Source organism: Sorangium sp. So ce448, from assembly GCF_051520915.1.
GTDB classification, from domain to species: domain Bacteria; phylum Myxococcota_A; class Polyangia; order Polyangiales; family Polyangiaceae; genus Sorangium; species Sorangium cellulosum_B.
Window position 1 is genome coordinate 9510657 of sequence record NZ_CP150343.1, and the last position, 19076, is coordinate 9529732.

The 19076-nt window shown below is 73.3% G+C and carries 13 protein-coding genes; 7 read left to right on the forward strand and 6 right to left on the reverse strand.

The annotated features are described in order from the left end of the window. Nucleotides 1-118: 118 nt before the first annotated feature. The 3 genes from WMF45_RS36050 to WMF45_RS36060 are packed head-to-tail and all read right to left on the reverse strand — an operon-like array spanning nt 119 to nt 4347. The gene (locus WMF45_RS36050) at nt 119-1786 is read right to left on the reverse strand and encodes an MXAN_6640 family putative metalloprotease (protein ID WP_437710100.1); all 1668 of its coding nucleotides are present in this window, start codon (nt 1784-1786) and stop codon (nt 119-121) included. Then, nucleotides 1783-2571, reverse strand: coding sequence for an HmuY family protein (locus tag WMF45_RS36055; protein WP_437710102.1), 789 nt, complete (start codon nt 2569-2571; stop codon nt 1783-1785). The genes WMF45_RS36050 and WMF45_RS36055 overlap by 4 nt, the downstream gene beginning before the upstream one ends. Nucleotides 2572-2613: 42 nt before the next feature. After that, nucleotides 2614-4347 carry a hypothetical protein gene (locus WMF45_RS36060; RefSeq protein WP_437710104.1) on the reverse strand — a complete coding sequence of 578 codons (1734 nt, stop codon included), beginning with the start codon at nt 4345-4347 and terminating at the stop codon, nt 2614-2616. A gap of 244 nt (nt 4348-4591) precedes the next feature. Here WMF45_RS36060 and WMF45_RS36065 point away from each other — a divergent pair, with 244 nt between their 5' ends. After that, nucleotides 4592-6172 (forward strand): ATP-binding protein, encoded by a 1581-nt coding sequence (locus tag WMF45_RS36065; RefSeq protein WP_437710106.1) that lies wholly within the window; start codon nt 4592-4594, stop codon nt 6170-6172. A gap of 22 nt (nt 6173-6194) precedes the next feature. On the opposite strand, the gene WMF45_RS36070 is transcribed toward WMF45_RS36065, so the two are convergent. Next, a complete protein-coding gene (locus WMF45_RS36070; protein ID WP_437710108.1) occupies nt 6195-6977 on the reverse strand; it encodes a Uma2 family endonuclease in 783 nt (260 codons plus the stop codon). Nucleotides 6978-7096: 119 nt separating this feature from the next. Here WMF45_RS36070 and WMF45_RS36075 point away from each other — a divergent pair, with 119 nt between their 5' ends. The 3 genes from WMF45_RS36075 to WMF45_RS36085 all read left to right on the forward strand — a co-directional run bounded on the left by WMF45_RS36075 (nt 7097) and on the right by WMF45_RS36085 (nt 11318). Then, entirely contained in the window at nt 7097-9409 is a 2313-nt protein-coding gene (locus WMF45_RS36075) for an ArnT family glycosyltransferase (protein WP_437710110.1), read from the forward strand. 55 nt (nt 9410-9464) lie between these two features. Next, on the forward strand, nt 9465-10064 hold the full coding sequence (locus WMF45_RS36080) for a TonB family protein (protein ID WP_437710112.1): 600 nt from the start codon (nt 9465-9467) through the stop codon (nt 10062-10064). 216 nt (nt 10065-10280) lie between these two features. After that, nucleotides 10281-11318, forward strand: a complete 1038-nt coding sequence (locus tag WMF45_RS36085; RefSeq protein ID WP_437710114.1) for a hypothetical protein — start codon at nt 10281-10283, stop codon at nt 11316-11318. Between the two features lie 31 nt (nt 11319-11349). Here WMF45_RS36085 and WMF45_RS36090 read toward each other — a convergent pair whose 3' ends face one another. Further along, nucleotides 11350-12396 carry a glycosyltransferase family 4 protein gene (locus WMF45_RS36090; RefSeq protein WP_437710116.1) on the reverse strand — a complete coding sequence of 349 codons (1047 nt, stop codon included), beginning with the start codon at nt 12394-12396 and terminating at the stop codon, nt 11350-11352. Between the two features lie 382 nt (nt 12397-12778). Between WMF45_RS36090 and WMF45_RS36095 the strand changes: the two genes are divergently transcribed. Next, nucleotides 12779-14359: a hypothetical protein gene (locus WMF45_RS36095; protein ID WP_437710118.1), complete on the forward strand. Its 1581-nt coding sequence runs from the start codon at nt 12779-12781 to the stop codon at nt 14357-14359. A gap of 51 nt (nt 14360-14410) precedes the next feature. On the opposite strand, the gene WMF45_RS36100 is transcribed toward WMF45_RS36095, so the two are convergent. Then, nucleotides 14411-16219, reverse strand: coding sequence for a glycosyltransferase family 39 protein (locus tag WMF45_RS36100; protein WP_437710120.1), 1809 nt, complete (start codon nt 16217-16219; stop codon nt 14411-14413). 156 nt (nt 16220-16375) lie between these two features. On the opposite strand from WMF45_RS36100, the gene WMF45_RS36105 reads away from it, so the two are divergent. Next, entirely contained in the window at nt 16376-17701 is a 1326-nt protein-coding gene (locus WMF45_RS36105) for a dihydrolipoamide acetyltransferase family protein (RefSeq protein ID WP_437710122.1), read from the forward strand. Continuing rightward, nucleotides 17698-18969 carry a serine hydroxymethyltransferase gene (glyA, locus tag WMF45_RS36110; RefSeq protein WP_437710124.1) on the forward strand — a complete coding sequence of 424 codons (1272 nt, stop codon included), beginning with the start codon at nt 17698-17700 and terminating at the stop codon, nt 18967-18969. The genes WMF45_RS36105 and glyA overlap by 4 nt, the downstream gene beginning before the upstream one ends. The last annotated feature ends 107 nt before the right edge of the window (nt 18970-19076 follow it).

Consider the following 19076-nt stretch of genomic DNA (forward strand, 5'->3'; position numbering starts at 1 on the left):
GCGCATCCGGCTCACGGCACGACGAGCGCTCACGGGGCCGGCGCGGGAGAGCGCTCGCCGGGTGACGCGCCTCACCGAGCGCCGCGCCGAGCGCGTCGCCCGGCGCGTGAGCCCCCGCTCAGCGCCTGCGCCGGCGCGCGGCCAGCGCGAGCAGCGAGGCGCCCAGCGCGCAGCCCAAGGACGCGGCGGAGCTCGCGGCTGCGGCGGCCGGCGCCGCGAGGCGGCAGCCGCACCCGCCGTCGTCGACGCCGCCCGCTGCGCCCTCGGCGGGTGCCTCGCCGCCGGCGCCGCCGCCACCGCCGCCCTCCGCGGCGGCCCGGCACGCGGCGACCTCGTCGGGCGTGCCGATGCACAGCGTGGGCTTGCGCGATTCGCCTTCTTGCAGGCCGTTCACCACGACGACGGCGAGGTCATCGGCGCCCGCCGTGTCGACAAGCGCCGCGCCGGAGGCGACGTCGCCGGCGCGCACCACCTCGCCATAGACGCGGCCGCGCCGCGCCGCGAGCAGCAGCGCGAGGCCGGAGAGCTCTGCCGGATCGCCCGCGGGCGCCGCGAGCGCGGCCGTCATGGTCGCGCGCCCGGCGGGGGAGACGCTGAAGTACTGCGCCGACGCGTGGAAGACGCGCAGCCCGTCCGCGTAGGGCGCTGCGACCTCCTCCGGGGCGAGCCCGCGGTAGCCGGACCCGGCGGCGTAGGAGCGCCCGGGATCCGCGGCGGATCCGGTGAGCAGGTTCCAGGCGGCGAACTCCACGAACGCCTCGGCGAACGTCGTCTGCGCCTGCGACGAGAGCAAGGGGTCGAGCTGCTCGAACCACAACGGATCCGCCTCGCCGTTCGCGCCGTCCTCGAGGCGCTCCCAGAGCGCGCGGACCGTGCCGTCTCCGAAGCGCTCCTCGAGGAACTGGAAGAAGAGCGCGCTCCCGTAGCTGAAGGGGTCGACAGGGCCGGTGAAGGGCACGTCGAGCGACCGATCCGTGTTCGCGAGGTAGCCGTCGACGAAGCCCTCGAAATCCTTCAGCGAGGGGTCGAACGACTCGGTCGCCCAGACCGCGGTCCCCTCGGTGATCAGCGTGTCCTGGCCGTGGTCGTAGCCCGCCTGCACCGCGTGGAAGAGCTCGTGGCTCCCGAGGACCCGGTTCGCCGTCAGCGTCGACGGATAACCATAGCCGCTGTAGTCGTTCTCCTGGGTCATGAAGCCGGCGCAGCGGCCCCCGGCGTCCTCGTCGCAGGCGTCGACGCGGAACACGCCGTCGCCGACGCCGGCGAAGTCGACGAGGTAGACGTCGAAGCGGCCGTCGCCGCCGTTGTCGGGCAGGCCCTCGTCGCTCCTCGGCGGCCGGAAGCCGAGGACGTCTCGGTAGTGGGTGATGACCTCGTCGTAGACGGCGGCGACCTCCTCGACGAAGTCGGGGACGCCCGTCGCGTCGCCGTCCTCGGCGGGCACCGCGCAGCGCCCCTCGCGCGTGAAATGGACGAGGAAGCTCCCGGACGCCGACGCGAAGGTCTCGACGACGTCGTCCGGATCGAACCGGAACTGGAGGCTCGTGCCGCGCGCGTCGGGCCGCTCGAGCGGCGCCGCGGCGGGCCCGTCGAGCGGCGGCGCGGCCGTGTCGTCCGCGCCGCAGCCGGCGAGCGCCGGCGCGATCGAGGCCGCGAGCGCCGGCGCGAGCCAGGCCGCGAGCGCCGGCGCGAGCCAGGCCGCCGCGCGGCCCAGGCGGCGCCACGGGGCCGCAGCGCGGGCCAGGCCGCCGCGCCACGCGGGCACCGCGCCGGCGGTCCGCGTCACGGCAGGAACGCCCACCGGAGCTGGAGGTTGGCGGCGCCGGTGTCCTCCATCGGAACCATGCCGTCCTCCTGGCATATCACCTGGGTCTGCTCGTTGTAGAAGTGCGTGACGGTCAGCTTGAGCCTCCGGCCGTCGGCGAGCCTGAGCACGTAGACGAAGCCCGTCATCTTCACGCACCCGGGGTAGGTCCAGTAGCGGGAGAGCGCCGTCGCCGGGGCCTCCAGCCCGGAGCCGTCCGGGATGAGCTTGCAGCTCGGGGTGAAGTACTCGTCGCTGTAGAGCGTCGGGTCGGCGGGCAGCTCGGTGAGCCCGTCGTAGTCCGGGTCGCCCGGGAGCCGCGCCGCCGTCACGCAAGACGGCCCGGAGTGGCCGCTGTTGATGCGCAGGATGTAGCGCCGGAAGGCGATGTCCCAGTCCATGGACTGGAGCGACGCCTCGTCGGAGATCTCGACCTTCTCGAGGCCGGCGTCCGTGAACCGGGCATAGACGTAGGCGTCGGGCTCGGTAGCGAAGGGGCCGCCCGCGGTGGCGTCGACGAGGGAGCGGATGCCGGCGCCGTCCTGCTCGTTGACGATCTCACCTGCTGCCACGGTGTCCTGGAGGTTCATCTGCTGGAAGACCTCGTCCTCGCAGGGCACCGGCGTGGGCTCCGAGCAGACGGGCCCGGCGGGGACCCCGCCGCCCTCCGCGCCGCCAGGGTCGACGGGGTCCTCGGAGCCGCAGGCGCACACGGCGAGGACGGCGAGGCTGGCGGCGACGAGGGGAGACGCAGTCGAGGTGCGCATGGGCGACATGGTAACAAAAAGTCGGAGCCGGCGTGCCCGCCGCTAGGGCGCGCCGCTGCGCTGGTAGAGCCACCAGTCTCCGACGTGGTCGACGGCGACGATGCTCGGGTCCTTCGCGAAGAGGTGATTCGCCCCCGCTCGCCGGCGGACGAGGAACCAGTCGAAGAAGGCGCCGTGGCGGCGCACGTCGAATATCGAAGGCGTCCACTCCCACCGGAGCGGCGTGGGCGGCGGGACGACGGCGCCCGGCTCCTCGCGGGGCCTGTAGGCGACGGGCGAGGCGTCCCAGACGGCGAAGTGGAAGCTGAGCCAGCCGCCTCGCGTGGCCTGCACCCAGGCAGGGAGATGGATGAACGGCGTCGTCGTCCGGGTCGAACCGCCGTGATCGAAGACGAGGTAGAGCAGCCTCGGCGCCTGCGGGATGCGGGCGATGATGGCGTCGAAGTCCCGCGTGCTCTGGTCGAATCGGCGGTAGTTGTCGCGGACCACGGCCCCGAGGAAGACCGCGGCGGCCGACAGCGCGAGCACGGCCGGCACCTTGAGCCAGGGGGATCGCGGCAGATCCGGGAAGGCGCCGAGGCCGAGGAACAGCGCGGCGACGATCTCGCGCGGGTAGACGTACCACCAGAGGCCGATCTGCAGCGGCAGGCTCAGGAACAGGCCCAGGAACACGATCGCGCAGGCGACCGGGACGAGGGCGGCGAGGCGCGCGAAGGACCACTTCGGCGCGTCCACGGCGGGCGAGGGCGCGGCGCCGGCGCCTGCGGGTGAGCACGCAGCGTCGGCGCCGGCGCCTGCGGGCGAGGGCGCCGCATCGGCGCCGGCGCCGGCGAGCCGTGCGGCGGCGCCGGCGGCGCAAACGAGCAGCGCGGCGAGCACGAAGCGCGCTGCCCGGCCGGCCGCCGCCGCCTCGGCGGGGTCGGTGAAGCTCGTGAAGAGGAGCGACGGGACCTCGCCGAGCCGCTCCCAGTGGAGCGCGGGCGCGATGGGCGCCGCGTGCAGCGTGTCGGTCCGGACGACGAGCCACGCCGCGAAGAGGGCCAGCGAGGGCGCGAGCGGGAGCGCGACGGGGCGGAGCCGCCGCGTCGCCGGGAAGACGACGATCGCCGTGCCGACGACGGCGGCGAGCGCGAACGGGAAGCGGAAGATGTGCGTGAAGAACAGCGCGACGAGCGCGAGCGCGAGCGCGATCTGCCGGCCGCGCGAGGGGCGATCGAGGAGCAGGAGCGTCAGGCCGACGACCATCGCGAAGAGGCCGAGCGCGCCCATGTGGTTGAGGAAGCCCCAGTGGGTGAGGTTGCACCAGACGAGGAGCAGGCCGAGGACGCCGAGGAGCGGGCTCCGCTTCAGGCCGTGGAAGAGCACGGCGAGGCCCGCGGGCAGGAGCGCGAGCATCGCCGCCGCCGCGACCTTCACCGCGGCCACGGGAGGGAGGACGAGCATGAGCAGGGCGCCGAGCGCGTACATGGACATGTACGGGACGGCGAGCGGCTGGAGCGTGAACTGCTCGCGGAAGTGCCACGCCGGATCGAGGTAGTGCCTGAACGCCGCCGTCTCGGCCGCGTGGAACGGGAGGTCGGTCATCGGCGGATAGCGGACGACCGCGAGCGGGACGGCGATCACATAGACAGACGCGGCGACGACGACGAGGGCGAGCGCCGCGCTGAGCGGCTCGCGGCGCGCGGCGCCCGCGCCGCGGCGGAGCAGGCCAGCGAGCGCGCGGCGCGCGGGAGCGGGCGCCGCCAGAGGCTCCGCCGGAGGGGACGGGGTACCCAAGGTGGCGGGAAGCTACCATCTCGGAACCGAGCCGAGAGCTCGGATGCCCGCCGGGAGCGGTCGCGATGTGCCGGCTCCCCCTCCCGAGGGGGGTTCGGCCGATCTGGAACCGACAATGGGGCCTCGGACGCCCGCTGGGAGAGGTCGCGATATGCCGGCTCCACCTCGACGACGCCAGCGCCGCGAGGCCAACGCCGCCGCGCGGCCCTTGCGGCCACCCGGCTCCGGGACGCAAGCTGCGCGCATGGCACGCCGCTTCAACACGGCCGGCCCCTGCCGCCCCGATTTGCACTACATGATCCCGGCCGAACGGCGCCTGCCCGAAGCGCCCGGCCTGGTGGAGCAAGGCGCCTATTTCGTGGTCCACGCGCCACGGCAAACGGGGAAGACCACGGCGCTCCGCGCGCTCGCCGATCAGCTCACCGCCTCCGGCCGCTGGGGGGCGCTGCACTTCTCCTGCGAGGCGGGCGAGGCGGCGGGCGACGACTACGGCGCGGCCGAGCGCATCCTGCTCAGCTCGCTCCGGGCGCGCGCCGAGCTCACCCTTCCCCCCGCGCTGCATCCGCCTGCCTTCCCCGACGCCCCGGAGGGCAACCGCATCGAGATCGCGCTGCGCGCCTGGGCCCGCGCCTGCCCGCGGCCGCTGGCGCTGCTCTTCGACGAGATCGACGCCCTGCGAGGCCAGAGCCTCCTCAGCGTGCTGCGCCAGCTGCGCGCCGGCTTTCCCGATCGCCCCGCCGACTTTCCCGCCGCCGTGGTGCTCTGCGGGCTGCGCGACGTGCGCGAGTACAAGGCGGCGAGCGGCGGCGACCCGGGCCGCCTCGGCACGGCCAGCCCGTTCAACGTCAAGCTCGAGTCCCTCAAGCTCGGCGATTTCGACCCTGACGAGGTGCGCGAGCTCTATGGCCAGCACACCGCCGACACCGGCCAGGTCTTTGCTGAAGAAGCGGTCGATCGGGCCATCGCGCTCACGGCCGGGCAGCCGTGGCTCGTCAACGCGCTCGCCCGCGAGATCGTGGAAAAGCTCGCGGTGCCCGCGAGCGAGCCGATCACCGCGGCGCACGTCGAGACGGCCAAGGAGCGCCTCATCCTGGCGCGCGCCACCCACCTCGACTCGCTCGTCGCCCGCCTGCACGAGCCGCGCGTCCGGCGCGTGCTCGAGCCGATCCTCTCGGGCACCCTCGCGATCGTCGGCGACGCCTACCAGGACGATCTCCAGTACACCCGCGATCTCGGGCTCATCGCGCCGGACAACCCCGCGCGCATCGCGAACCCGATCTACCGTGAGGTCATCGCCCGCGTGCTCGCCGGCGACGTGGAGCCCGTCATCCTGGCCGAGCCGAGGAGCTTCGTGCTGCCCGACGGCCAGCTCGACGTCGCGCGCCTGCTCCGGGAGTTCGCCGCCTTCTGGAGGGAGCACGGCGAGGCGCTCTCCGGCAACCTCGGCTACCACGAGGTCGCGCCGCAGCTCGTGCTGATGGCCTTCCTGCAGCGGGTGGTGAACGGCGGCGGGCTGATCGAGCGGGAGTACGGCCTCGGCCGGGGGAGGATCGACCTCCTGATCCGGTGGCCCTACCGCGCGCCGGACGGGTCACGCGCCGTGCAGCGCGCGGCGCTGGAGCTCAAGGTCTGGCGCGAGGGAGAGAAGGATCCCACGCCGAAGGGGCTCGCGCAGCTCGACGGCTACCTCGCCCAGCTCGGCCTCGACGAGGGCGTGCTCGTGCTGTTCGACCGCCGCGCCGCGGCGGGGGACGTCGAGGCGCGCACGCGGATCGAGGAGGCCCGGACGCCGTCGGGCCGGCGGGTGACGCTGCTCCGGGCCTGAACGGCCGCGGGCCGCGCGAGGCTCACGGCGCCCCGGGTCCCTTGCCCCTCGCCCCCGCGGCGCTCGCGATCTGGGCCTCGAGCGCCGCCACGCGCTCCAGCGCAGCCTCCTTCGCGGCGCGCTCCGCTTCCTTCGCCGCGCGCTCGGCCTCCTTCGCCGCGCGCTCCGCCTCCGCGGCGGTCGGGAAGAGCTCCTCGCCCTCGGGCCCCGTGGCCAGCCGGAGGCGCGCCTCCTCGCCAGCGCCGATCACCCGCAGCCAGCAGCCGAGCACGCGCGCGTGGATCCGATCGACGTTCGTCGTCTCCACCCGGACGAAGCCGCGCGTCTTCAGCCTCCGGTAGCGCTGCCATCGCACCCGATCGCGGCCCCGCTCCCAGTCGGGATCGAAGATCACGAGCTCCTTCACCCCGAGCTCCCGGTAGCGCTCGGGCGCGTCCACGTGGTCCTTGTAAGGCTCGTCGGACGAGACGACCTCGAGCGCGAAGCTCGGGGCGATGCCCGTCTTCCACACCTTCCAGCTCCGCACGCGCCGGCCCGGCGGCACGCCAGGGAGCACGTACACGTCCGGCGCCACGACCCTGGAAGGGTCGAACTGCCGATAATAGATGAACTGGTCCGCCCCAACGAACCTCGGCCGACCGAGCGCCTCGTACCAGCGCTCGATGAGAGGGCGGAGGAGCTCCACGATCCACGTCTGAAGGGAGTCCTCCCCCATCTTCTTCTCCACGGGATAGAACGTCGGATCACGCTCCTTGCCGTCACGGTGCGCCCGCCGATGGACCTGCCTGTGCGCCTCGGTCGACATGCCCCATCCTACCCGACCGGGGCGCGCGCATCGACCCGCGCCGCTGCGGCGCGCGGCGCCCGCTGCTCGGCGCTGCACCTGCCCGCGCGGCGCCGCCGACGAGATAGGCTGCGCCCACGTTGCTGCCCCCGCGCCTCGCCCCCCATCCGACCGACCTGCGCGGCCTCCCCGCCGCGTCCCGCCGCGAGGCCCGCGCGGCGCTCGCCGTCACCGCGCTCGCCACGGCGTGGTTCGCGCTCGCGGCGGCGTGGGAGATGTTCGGACCCGTCCTCGCCGGACATTACGCGTCGTCGGCGAGCGTCGGGATCATCGCGGAGAACATGCTCCGCTGGAAGATCCCCGGGCCCGTGTGGGAGTACACAGCGAGCCGGCCGCCGCCCGGGATGTACTACTGCCACCACCCGTGGGGGATCTTCTGGACGACGGCCGCGTTCATGAAGGTCCTCGGGCGGCACGACGTCATCTGCCGCCTGCCCGCCGTCCTGCTGAGCGCCGCGACGCCGCCCCTGCTCTACGCCCTCGGCCGGAGCGTCTACCGCCCCGCCGCGGGGGCCGCCGCGGCGGCGTCGTTCGTCGTCCTGCCGATCACGCTGTCGTTCGCGAACTTCAACGCGCTCGAGGTCCCGGTCATGGCCTGGACGCTGCTCGGGCTCTTCGGCTACGTCCGCCTGTTACAGACATCCAGGCGCCGTTACCTCGCGGTGAGCGCGCTCGGGCTCGCGCTCGGGATGCACGCCGACTGGCCCGCGTTCGTGCTCACGGGCGGGCTGCTCGCGTTCGGCGCGATCCGGGCCTACCTGCTCCCGAGGCGCGTCTTCGGCCCGCTCCCCGAGCGGCGCTACGCCGCGTGGTGGGTGCTCACCGCCTCGATCGCCGCGCTGACAGCCGCGCTCTACCTGGCCCTCTTCCAGCATGCCGGCAAGCTCGGCGACCTGCTGACGAGCTACGGGCTCCGCTCCTCGGGGAACGCCGAGCCGCTCGGCAAGGTGCTCGAGAGCCGGCGGTACTGGCTCGAGCTCTCGTTCACGCCGATCGCCATCGCCGCCGGAAAGCTCGCCGCGATCGTCTGCGCGGCGCGGCTCGCCCTGCTCCGGCGCGAGCACGACGCGCTGCCGCTGCTCTACCTCGCGACCGCGGCGGTGCAGTACGTCGTCTTCCGGCAAGGCGCCGACATCCACATCTTCTGGCCGCACTACTTCGCGGCCTACTTCGCCCTCGCCGCCGCCGCCCTCGTCGACACCGGCGCGGCGCTCCTGGAGCGCGCGGCCGCCGCGCGGCAGGCCGCCCGGGTCGCGACGCCGTCGGGCGGGCCGGCGCTCGCCGCGCCGTCGGGCGGGCCGGCGCTCGCCGCGCTCGCGCTGTGGCTCGTGCCGCTCGCCGCCATCCTGCGCGACGGGCTCCCGGCGCTGCGTTATGCGCGCGAGACAGGCGGGCGCTTCAACGAGCGGGGGCACCTCATCGACTCCGACGGGGCGAAGACGGCGTTCCTGAGATGGCTCGCGCCGAGGCTGCCGGGGACGCCGACCGACGCGCCCGTCGCGATGCACGAGGGCATGAAGGCCACCTGGGCCCAGGTCTGGGCGCTCGGCGGGCGCGTCGTGACGCCCAACCGACCCCCGCCGAAGGAAGCGCCGCCGCGCGGCGCCTACCTCGTGGACTCGCGGTTCATGCTCGACCGGGATCAGGCGAGCCTCGCGCAGCGCTTCGACGTGACGGCGGTGGGCCCGTTCTGGGCGCTCGGCGCGGGCGCCGGGGCGCGCACGCTCTCGGCAAGCGGCGCGAGCGGCATCGAGGCGTTCTCGTTCCGCGAGCGAGAGCCGGGGCTCATCGCCTGGTACCTCATCTCGGGCACCGAGCCCGAGCGCGAGATCGTGCCGGATCCGTTCCTCACGTGGGAGCTCCGCGCGCACTTCGGACAGCCGGCGGAGCCGCCGGCCGCGCCGCCGGAGACGCTCGATCAGAAGCGGATCGCGCACAACATGGCGCTGGCCGCGGGCGACGGCGCGCGCGCGGCGGCGCTCTTCGCGGAGATCAGCGCCGCGCTCGCGCCGATCGGGGCGCGGTTCGACGACGGCACGGAGCTGCTCGGGACGACGTTCCACGAGGGCGCCCGCTCGCTCCTCACGATCTTCGTGCGCGCGGGGGGCCCGGCGGCGAGCGACGTGGTGCTCGCGGTGCGCTCCCGGGTCGTCGAGCGCGCCCCGCTGTCCACGACGATGGCGGACCCGGTCGTCCGCGAGGTCGGACTGCCGACGGCGATCTCGCCGCAGCGCTGGAGGACGGGCTTCCTCTATGCCGATCCGGTGCCGATCCGGAAGCGGCCAGGGACGGAGGTGTTCTGGGCGTCCATGACGGCGCGCGAGCGCGGCCGCGCGCCGAAGCTCGTGGATCGCGGCGGCGCGTCGGAGGTCGAGGTCCTGCGGCTGCGCTGAGCGAGCGCCGCTATCCCCGTGGACACGGCCCCGCGTTCGGGTTTTAGCTTCGGGCATGAGCTCTCGCCGAACAGGGTTGGTTCTGATCCTCGCGCTCGCGGCGGGCTGCGGCGCCCCGCCGCCAGCCGCCCAGTCGCCGACGCAGCCCGCGTCGGACGGGCCGACCGGCTCGGCGTCCCCGGAGCCGACGACCTCGGCCCCCCCGGAGCCGAAGCCCGCGGCGCCCCCGCCGGACGCGCAGGCCCCCGCGGCGGCGACGCCGGTCGAGGCGCCCCCGCCGCGGGCCACCTCGAGACCTGACGGCAACGTGAGGCCCGGCGCGGCCACCGCGACCGGCACGCTGGGGGGCGACATCTCCGAATCGCAGGTCCGCGACGTCGTGGAGAAGCACGGCGAGCTGTTCGACGAGTGCTACAAGATCGGCGTCAAGAGCTCGCCGAAGTTCACGGGGAAGGTGACCGTCAAGGCGACGATCGGCCCGACCGGCAGGGTGAACAGGGCGGACGTGGTGAGGTCGACGGCGAAGAATCAGCAGGTCGATCGCTGCGTGGCCGATACCTTCGAGAAGATGCAGTTCCCCTCGCCGCAAGGCGGGGTGACGACCGTCATCACCTTTCCGATCGAGTTCAGCGGCGTCGAGCTCGTGCAACCCTGAGGAAGACCGCGTCGGGCTTGAAATTTACAGCGCTTCACGGTGCGACGTCACACCACGAGGCCATGGCACACACGGTCGACCCCAATGTCTGTCATGAGACCGCTATTTCGCGTTGCGCAAAGCCCCGCCCGGAAGACACCATGACGCCTCGCTCTGGTGCTTTCGGCGGCTCGCCAGGGTCCGCCGCCATCAACGCCTGACTTCTTGGAGATAGACATGAACTCGAGATCTCGCCTCTCGTCCTTCGGTCGGGTTCCGGTCCGACATCTGCTGCGGGTCGCGTGCATCGCCGCGGCGCTGCAAGCGGCCGCGTGCTCCAGCGTTGGCGACCCCAGCAGCGCCGGGGACAGCGGCGGCACGACGGGGAGCACGGGCAGCACGGGCAGCACGGGCAGCGGCGGAGACGACCTCGGGGGCGTGGCCTCGGGCAGCGGCGGAGACGACTTCGGCAGCCTGGCCACGGGCGCCGGCAGCGGCAACAGCAGCTCGGGGAGCGGCGCGCCCAGCAGCGAGGACGCCTGCGATGGCCTGGACAACGACGGCAATGGCATCGTCGACGATGTCGACGTCGCCGGCGACGGCATCTGCGACTGCCTCCGCATCGCCACGCTGGGCGAGCCGGGCGAGTGGGGCGACGGCGACGTCTTCGAGTCCTGGTTGAACGAGCGCAGCATCAACGGCGCCGTCGGCCTGGGCGGCGCCGAGCTCACCGCGGAGGAGCTCGCAAAGCACCAGGTCATCGTCATCCAGGACGTGAGCGACATCGGGCGCACGTACTCGGACGCCGAGGTCGAGGCGCTCCGCGACTGGATCTCGAAGGGCGGCGGCCTCATGACGTTGATCGGATACGGCCAGACCCGGGAGCGCGCGAACGTCAACACGCTGCTCGCTCCGCTCGGCGTCAGCTACGACGCAGCGCAGATCCTCCCGAGACGAGGCGGCGCCACGGTCCCCATCACGGAGTGGACCGGAGGGCATCCGGTGCTCGACGGGATCGAGGCTGTCGGCGTGGACACCGGCTACCCGGTGGTCGGCGAGGGCGCCACGCTGGCGACCGGCGACGGCTACGACGTGCTGAAGGCGCTGGAGGTCGGCGAGGGCCGGGTCCTTGTCTGGGGCGACGAGTGGATCACCTACAACAGCGAGTGGGTCGAGCATCCCGAGTATCAGGTCGAGCGCTTCTGGCTGAACGCCATCAAATGGATGACGCCAGCCAACGAGTGCCAGGTGGCCATCCCACCGCAGGTCAACTGACAACTGAGCCCCTCGACCTCCCGCGCGGCGATCACGCCGCCCGGGAGCCCTCGGCGCGCCGCGGGCCGGTCACGGTCCGGTAGAGCTCCTCGTATTTGCCCACCATCACGGCGCTGCTGAAGCGCTCGCGCGCGCGGCGCGCGCAGGCGGCGCGATCGAAGCGGGCGAGGCCCGCCGCGAGCGCGGCGAGGCGCGACAGGTCGCCCGGCGGCGCCAGGTAGCCGGTGACGCCCTCGTCGACGATCTCGGGGAAGGAGCCGCGGCGAAAGCCGAGCACCGGGGTGCCGCAGAGCATGGCCTCGATGGCGATCAGCCCGAACGGCTCCTCCCACTGGAGCGGGCAGAGCACGGCGCGGGCCCCGCGCAGGAGCGCGACCTTGCGGTCGTGGCCCATCTCCCCGAGATCCGATATCCCGCTCTCCCGGAGGCGCGGGGCGACCTCCTGGAGAAAATAGATCTGGTCCTTGGGGTGCACGCGCCCCGCGAGCTTGATCGGCAGGCCCGCGGCCCTCGCGATGTCGAGCGCCAGGTGGGTCCCCTTCTCCTCGGCGTAGCGGCCCAGGTGGGCGAGGTAGCCCTCGTCGCTCAGGCTCGGCGGATAATGCGCCGGCGTGACGCCGTGATGGATGACGCACGAGCGCGGCAGCGGGATCTCCAGGGCGCGCTGCCGCGCGCTGATCGCCACGTACGCGACCTCCGGGTGGCGCGCGTAGATGCGCGAGCTCTCGCCGCAGGGAGCGTGGTGCAGGGTGTGCACCGCCGGGACGCGGACGAAGCGGGTGAACGGGACGGCGATCGGGCTGTTCACGTGGATCACGTCGAACCCGTCCTCGCGCGCGATCTCCGAGAAGGCCCAGGCGACGTGGTTGACCTCGTCTTCCGGCGCCGGAGGCCAGCTCGGGCTCCCGTAAAGGGATCGGCGACGGCAGGTGACCACCGAATCTCCCGTCGCGAAGAGCGTGACCTCGTGTCCACGCGCCGACAGCCCCTCGGCCAGCTCGTGACAGAAGAGCTCGGTCCCTCCGTACCCGGAGGGAGGCACCCGGATGAACGGGGTGGAAACGATCGCGATCCGCATGCTCTATGCTCCTCGGTCGCCGCGCCGCGACCGGGGCGCCGTGCTCGCCCCCGCTCGCAGCGGAGCGCAACCCCGCGCTCGAGATCCATCAACGAGCATGCCAGCGGGCTGCTCCCCACCTGCCCGGCCGAGGGAGCGCGCGAGGACAGCTGCTGCGCGGCGGACGCAGCGCAGCGCGGCGCCCGCCAGGCCAGCGCGATCCGAAGCGGCGCGCGGCGGTGCGGCGCTTTCTTCGGGCGTCCCGTGCGTCTAGGATACGCCCTCCCGCTCGCTCCTGCGCGCGGGGCAGCGCGGGAAGCGTCGAGAGCCCGAGCGCCCCTGCCAATCTGCACACAGGTGGTCAATGACTTCGAGATCGATTCGTTACGGATCCGCGCTCGCGTTGAGCATTTCGCTGGTGGCCACCGCGGGCTGCCAGACGGGGCCCGATGGCGGCCTCACCAATGAGAACACGGGAGGGAGCGGCGGACAGGGAGGAACGGGCGGAGGGGGCGGCGTCGGTGCCTCCGGCGGCAATGACGGCGGCGGTGGCTCCGGCGGTGGCGATGGTGGCTCCGGCGGTGGCGATGGTGGCTCCGGCGGTGGCAACGGCGGGAGCGATGGTGGCGCCGGCGGAGTCGATGGCAACGGAGGCAACGGAGGCGACGCTGGAGCCGGCGGGGACGGCGGAGCGGGCGGCATCGATGGCTCCGGCGGCAGCGGCGGCGACGTCCCGTGCACCGGCGACGCCGACTGCCCCGCGCCTGACAGCGAGTGCGCGATCGCGAGGTGCATCGACGGTGGATGCACGACCGAGCCCGTGGCCTCGGGGACGCCCGTGAAGGAGCAGATGGCCGGCGACTGTCGCGAGCGCGTCTGCGACGGTGGCGGCGCGGTCACGGAGGTCGACGACGACGACGACCTGCGCGACGACCACAGCCAGTGCACGGTCGACTCCTGCCGCGATGGCTCGCCGATCAACGACCCGGTCGAGGCCGGCACCCGGTGCTCCCTGGCCGACGGCGGGATGTGCAACCCCGCCGGGGTCTGCGTGCAGTGCCTTGTCGGCTCGGACTGCCCGACCCAGGTCTGCATCGACTACGTCTGCCAGGCCGCCTCGTGCGAGGACGGCCGGCACAACGGCGATGAGGGCGGCATCGACTGCGGCGGCAGCTCCTGCCCTGCGTGCGGAGCCCCGGCCAGGGTGACCTCCGTCGATTATCCGGTCATCGCCGTCGGCGGCGCGCTCGTGCTCACCGGCTCCGGCTTCACCGGGGCGACGGGGGTGACCGTGGGCTTCGTGGCGCAGCCCTTCACGATCGACTCCGACACGCAGATCACGATCCCCGCGCTCTCGGACGCGACGCTGAGCGGCCCGACGAACATCGTCGTGAACCGGCCGGGGGCGCGGTCGACGTCGTTCCCGGTGACGGTGATCCAGCTCCAGATCAACGAGGTCGACGCCGACACGCCGGACAGCAGTGACGTGCTCGAGTTCATCGAGATCAGCACGGGCTGGCGGTACGTGAACCTCGCCGGTTACACGCTCGTGCTCTACAACGGGGCCGCCGGCGGCTCCTACAGCGCGATCGAGCTCAACGCCACGACGGACGTGGGCGGGCTCCTGCTCGTCGGCAACAGCGGCGTCGCACCGACGCCCGCCCTCGTCTTCCCGACCAACACCCTGCAGAACGGCCCGAACGCTGTCGCCTTGTACCAGGGGCTGCCCGCGGAGTTCCCCACGTCCACGCCGGCCACGGCGGCGCACCTCATCGACGCGCTTGTCTACGGACCGGCGGCCGAGCCGGACACCCAGCTCTTGAACGCCCTGATCTCCAGCGCTCCGGGGCGCGTCCAGGTGAGCGAGGGCGCGAGCTCGCAGACGCAGTCGATCCAGCGCTGCGCCGACGGCCTCCGCGACGGCCGCCGCTTCGGGGCGGCGGCGCCCACCCCGCGCAGGCCCAACACCCTCCCCTGCCCCTGAAGGCGCGGCGCAGCTGGCAGCGCGCCGCCGCCCGGCGCTGGGCTCCGGGGCTCAGCGCTCGAGGTGGATCTCGAAATCCTCGATGCTCACGGCGAGCTCGTAGCGCTCCTCGATGAGCCGCGCGAGCTCGGGGAACCCGTTCAGCGTGTCGCGCGAGTCGATCACGTCGCCGGTCACCGAGGGGAAGACGTCGTGGCGCTCGACGACGATCGCGGCCGGCGGGCGCGCGGCGAGGTCGCGCATCAGCGCGTCGCGCGCCTCCTGCCGGGCCCACGCCGCGCGCTGCGGGACGTTGTAGAGGTAGCGCGTCGCCGGCGGGCGATCGGCGAGATCGTAGATCACCGGCTCGAAGCCCCACACGAACACGGGGCGCCCCGGCGCGACGCGCTCGCGCAGCCACGCGGCGACCTCCCGGTTCGCCGCGGCGTTGACGTCGGCGACCGACGCGAGGCGGTCGAGGCGCGCCTGGTCCCTCGCGCCGGTGGCGAGCACCGCGATCCGCTTGGCGCAGCGCTCGATGTAGTCGTCGGCGACGTCCTTGGTCGCGGAGCGGGCGAAGGCGGTCGCGACGAGCGCCGCGAGGAGCGCCGCCGCGGCCGCCTTCGCGCCGGACCGGGTGCACCGCCGCCACGCCTTCCAGAGGCCGAGCGCGGCGAGCATCGCGGTGAGCGGCCACGTCGCGCCGTAATGGTAGGGGAAGAACTTCGCCTGCATCACGACGCCGACGAGGTGCATGGCGATCACGCCCGAGAGCAGCGCCACGCCCGCCCGCTCGCGGCGTTCGGGGTGGAGCGCGACAAGGCAGGCGAGGCCGAACGCGAGCGGGCCGGAGTAGTGGACGAGCCACTCGCAGACGCCGTACCACGCCATGCCGAGCACGCTCGCGCCGCGCCACCCGAGCGCTGTGTAGTGCGGCGTGAAGACGAAGAGGACCTCCCGCAGATCGCCGAGCGCGCCCCTCAGGGCGAACCAGGCGGCGCAGGCGAGCACGGGGAGCACGCCGCCCAGCGCGATGAGCAAGGCGGGCCGGAGCGCCGCCCAGAGGAGCGCGGCCGCCGTCGAGCGGACAGGCCCGGACGCGGGCGGCGCAGAGCGCGCCGGATCGCCCTGGATCGCGGTCGGACCGGCGTCGATCCGGCGCCGGGCGGCGGCCCGCTCCGAGCCGCGCCGCGCGAGCTCGGCGAGGGCGGGCGCGGCCAGCGCGACGGCGAGCACGACGCCGCCCCCGGCGAGGGGCGGCTTGAGGAGGCCGGCGGCGCCGAAGAGCGCGCCCGACACGACAAGCGCGGCGCCGCGCGGCGCCGGGCGGGGCGCGCCGTCGCGGCCGCGCGGCGTGGCCACGAGCAGCGCGGCGATGGTGAGCATGCCGCCGAACGACTCGGGCTGCGCCGTGTGCCAGAAATCGAGCTGGGCGTGCACCAGCACGGCGAGCGCCGCGGCGACGACCCCGATCCGCCGGTCGCCGAACAGGCGGGCGGCGAGCGACGCCATCGCGAGGCACATGCCGGCGAGGCCGAGGACCTCGAGGACGCGGATGCCCCACTGCGCGGGGCCGAAGAGGGCGCGGGCGAGCGCGTAGATGAGGAAGATGCCGGGCGGCTTGAAGTCGAACGCGTCGCGGTAAGGCATGCCGCCGTCGAGCAGCGCGCGCGCGACCATGGCGTAGATGCCCTGATCGCGGCCGTAGCCGTAGGTCAGCACCTGCAGCAGCAGGAACGCGATGACGACGAGCGAGGCCGCCCGGATCGCCCGCGCCCCCACGACGCGCGGCGGCCCGGCGGCGAGGGGCTCGCGCGCGCTCTCGCTCGAGGGGGCCAGGGGGACGGGGGCTGCGGTCGCATCCGGCGCGGCGTCACGCACGGGGCCCTTGTACCGGCTGGGGCCCCAAAAGGATACACACCGGACGAACACTGTGTCGTTGCTCTCGAAGGGCGGGCGGCGTATACGACCCTGCCGCCTTGCCCGGAGAGGTGAAACGGGCGCTCACGGCGGCGCGCGTTGGAGGCGCGAGAAGCGATGGTCGAAGTCCGCATGCCACAGCTCGGTGAGAGCGTGGTCGAGGGAACCGTCTCGAGGTGGCTCGTGCGCGAGGGCGATTTCGTCAAGCGCGAGCAGCCGCTGCTCGAGGTCGCGACCGACAAGGCCGACACGGAGATCCCGGCGCCCGTCGCGGGTCGTGTCTCGCAGATCGCGGTGGCCGAGGGCACCGTCGTCGCCAAGGAAGGTCTGCTCTGTCGGATCGACGAGACGGCGCAGGGCGAGGCCCAGGCGACGGCTCAGCGCGCGAGCGCGCCGCCGGCGCCGTCCGAAGCGCGGCCCGCCGCTCCGGCGCCCGGCAGCAACGGACACGACGAGAGCGCCCGCCCCCTGACGAGCCCGTCGACGAAGAAGCTCGCGCGCGAGTCGGGCGTCGACCTGCGCGACGTGCACGGGACAGGCGATCACGGCCGGATCACCCGCGACGACGTGATGCGCGCGGCGCACGGCGCGCCGGCCGAGCCGGCGCCTCAGCCGAGCGCGGCGGCCCAGCCGGCGAGCGCGGCCGCGGAGCTCTCGCAGCTCATCCAGGCGAGCGGCGGGTTCGTGCCGCCGGTGCCCGGCGTCGGGTACGGCGCGTACAAGGTGCCGCCCTACGCCCCGAAGCCCGGCGACAAGGTGGTGCCCTTCAGCCGGCGCCGCCGCATCACCGCCGACCACATGGTCTATTCCAAGGTGACGTCGCCGCACGTGGTGACGGTCGCCGAGGTCGACCTGCACGAGACGTCGAAGCTGCGCGACCTCCACAAGGACGAGTTCAAGAAGGCGGGCGTGTCGCTGACGTTCCTGTCCTTCATCTGCGCCGCGGCCGTCCGCGCGCTGCGCGAGCACCCGGAGTTCAACGCTCGAGTGCTCGAGAACTCGTACGTGGTGCTGCGCGACGTCAACCTCGGCGTGGCGGTGGACACGCCCGGCGGCCTCATCGTCCCGAGCATCAAGCACGCGGACGAGCTGTCGCTGCGGGGCATCGCGAGGAGCATCGACGAGCTGGCCGGCCGCGCGAAGTCCGGCAAGATCACGGCCGACGATCTCGCGAACACGACCTTCACGGTCTCGAACCCCGGCCTCAAGGGGAACCTCTTCGGCGGCGCGATCATCTCGCAGCCGAACGTGGGCATCCTCCGGATGGGGGAGATCAAGAAGCGCGTCGTGGTGGTCACGAAGGACAAGGAGGACTCGATCGCGATCCATCCGGTCATGTTCCTCGCGCTGTCGTACGACCACCGCATCATCGACGGGGTGCTGGCGAACTCGTTCCTCTGGCGCGTCACCGACATCCTCACACGCGGGGAGTTCGAGGTATGAGCGTGACAAGCGAAGTGCAGGGCCTGCGGGCGCTCAACGAGGTCGATCCGGAGATCGCCGAGCTGATCCGCCTGGAAGAGCGGCGGGAGGCGGACACGCTCCGGCTCATCGCGAGCGAGAACTACGTGTCTCGGGCGGTGCTCGAGGCGACGGGCTCGGTGCTGACGAACAAGTACTCCGAGGGGTACCCGCACAAGCGGTATTACGAGGGTCAGCAGCAGATCGACGTCGTGGAGGAGCTCGCGCGGACGCGGGTGGCCAAGCTGTTCGGGGCCGACCACGTGAACGTGCAGCCCTACTCCGGGAGCCCGGCCAACCTGGCCGTCTACCTCGCGTTCGCGCAGGCGAACGACACGATCATGGGCCTCGGCCTGCCCGCGGGCGGTCACCTGACCCACGGCTGGTCGGTGAGCATCACCGGGAAGTACTTCAAGAGCGTCCCGTACGGGGTTCGCGAGAGCGATCACCGCATCGACCTGGATCAGGTCCGCGACCTGGCGCGCGCTCACCGGCCGAAGCTCATCTGGTGCGGGACGACGGCGTACCCGCGCACGCTCGACTTCGCCGCGTTCCGGGCGATCGCCGACGAGGTGGGGGCGATCCTGGCGGCGGACATCGCGCACATCGCGGGGCTCGTGGCCGCGGGGGTGCACCCGTCGCCGGTGGGCATCGCCGACGTGGTGACGTCGACGACGCACAAGACCTTCCGGGGCCCGCGCGGCGCGATGATCCTCTGCAAGAAGGAGCACGCGGGCGCGATCGACAAGGCGGTGTTCCCCGGCCTCCAGGGCGGCCCGCACAACCACACGACCGCGGCCATCGCGGTCGCGGCGAAGGAGGCCTCGGAGGAAGGGTTCCGGGCCTACGCGAAGCAGATCGTGGTGAACGCGCAGGCGCTCGGGCGCGCGCTGGAGTCGCGCGGCTTCCGGCTCATCACCGGCGGGACCGACAACCACCTCCTGCTGATCGACATGACGCCGAAGGGGATCGCGGGCAAGCCGTACGCGCAGGCGCTCGATCGTGCGGGCATCGTGGCGAACTACAACTCGATCCCGTTCGATCCGCGCAAGCCGTTCGACCCGTCGGGGCTCCGCATCGGCACGCCGGCGGTGACGTCGCGCGGGATGGGCGTCGCCGAGATGGAGCGCCTCGCGGCGTGGATGGATGAGGTGGCGCAGAACGTGAACGACGAGGCGCGCATCGCGCGCATCGCCGCCGAGGTCGCGGAGCTCTGCCGCGGCTTCCCGGCGCCCGGCATCCGGCTCTAGCCGACGCTGCTGCGAGCCACGGCGACGCGACCGAGGACGCCACGGAGAGCGATCTCCTGGCGTCCTCGGCGCTTTTGTGGCCGAGACCCGAGGACGCCGGGGAGGGC

What these genes read in the sequence shown, in the direction of transcription:
- WMF45_RS36065 (WP_437710106.1), top strand. Translation starts at nt 4,592, where the DNA reads ATGGCACGCCGCTTCAACACGGCCGGCCCCTGCCGCCCCGATTTGCAC.
- WMF45_RS36090 (WP_437710116.1), bottom strand. Translation starts at nt 12,396, where the DNA reads ATGCGGATCGCGATCGTTTCCACCCCGTTCATCCGGGTGCCTCCCTCC.
- WMF45_RS36070 (WP_437710108.1), bottom strand. Translation starts at nt 6,977, where the DNA reads ATGTCGACCGAGGCGCACAGGCAGGTCCATCGGCGGGCGCACCGTGAC.
- glyA (WP_437710124.1), top strand. Translation starts at nt 17,698, where the DNA reads ATGAGCGTGACAAGCGAAGTGCAGGGCCTGCGGGCGCTCAACGAGGTC.
- WMF45_RS36105 (WP_437710122.1), top strand. Translation starts at nt 16,376, where the DNA reads ATGGTCGAAGTCCGCATGCCACAGCTCGGTGAGAGCGTGGTCGAGGGA.
- WMF45_RS36080 (WP_437710112.1), top strand. Translation starts at nt 9,465, where the DNA reads ATGAGCTCTCGCCGAACAGGGTTGGTTCTGATCCTCGCGCTCGCGGCG.
- WMF45_RS36055 (WP_437710102.1), bottom strand. Translation starts at nt 2,571, where the DNA reads ATGCGCACCTCGACTGCGTCTCCCCTCGTCGCCGCCAGCCTCGCCGTC.
- WMF45_RS36085 (WP_437710114.1), top strand. Translation starts at nt 10,281, where the DNA reads ATGAACTCGAGATCTCGCCTCTCGTCCTTCGGTCGGGTTCCGGTCCGA.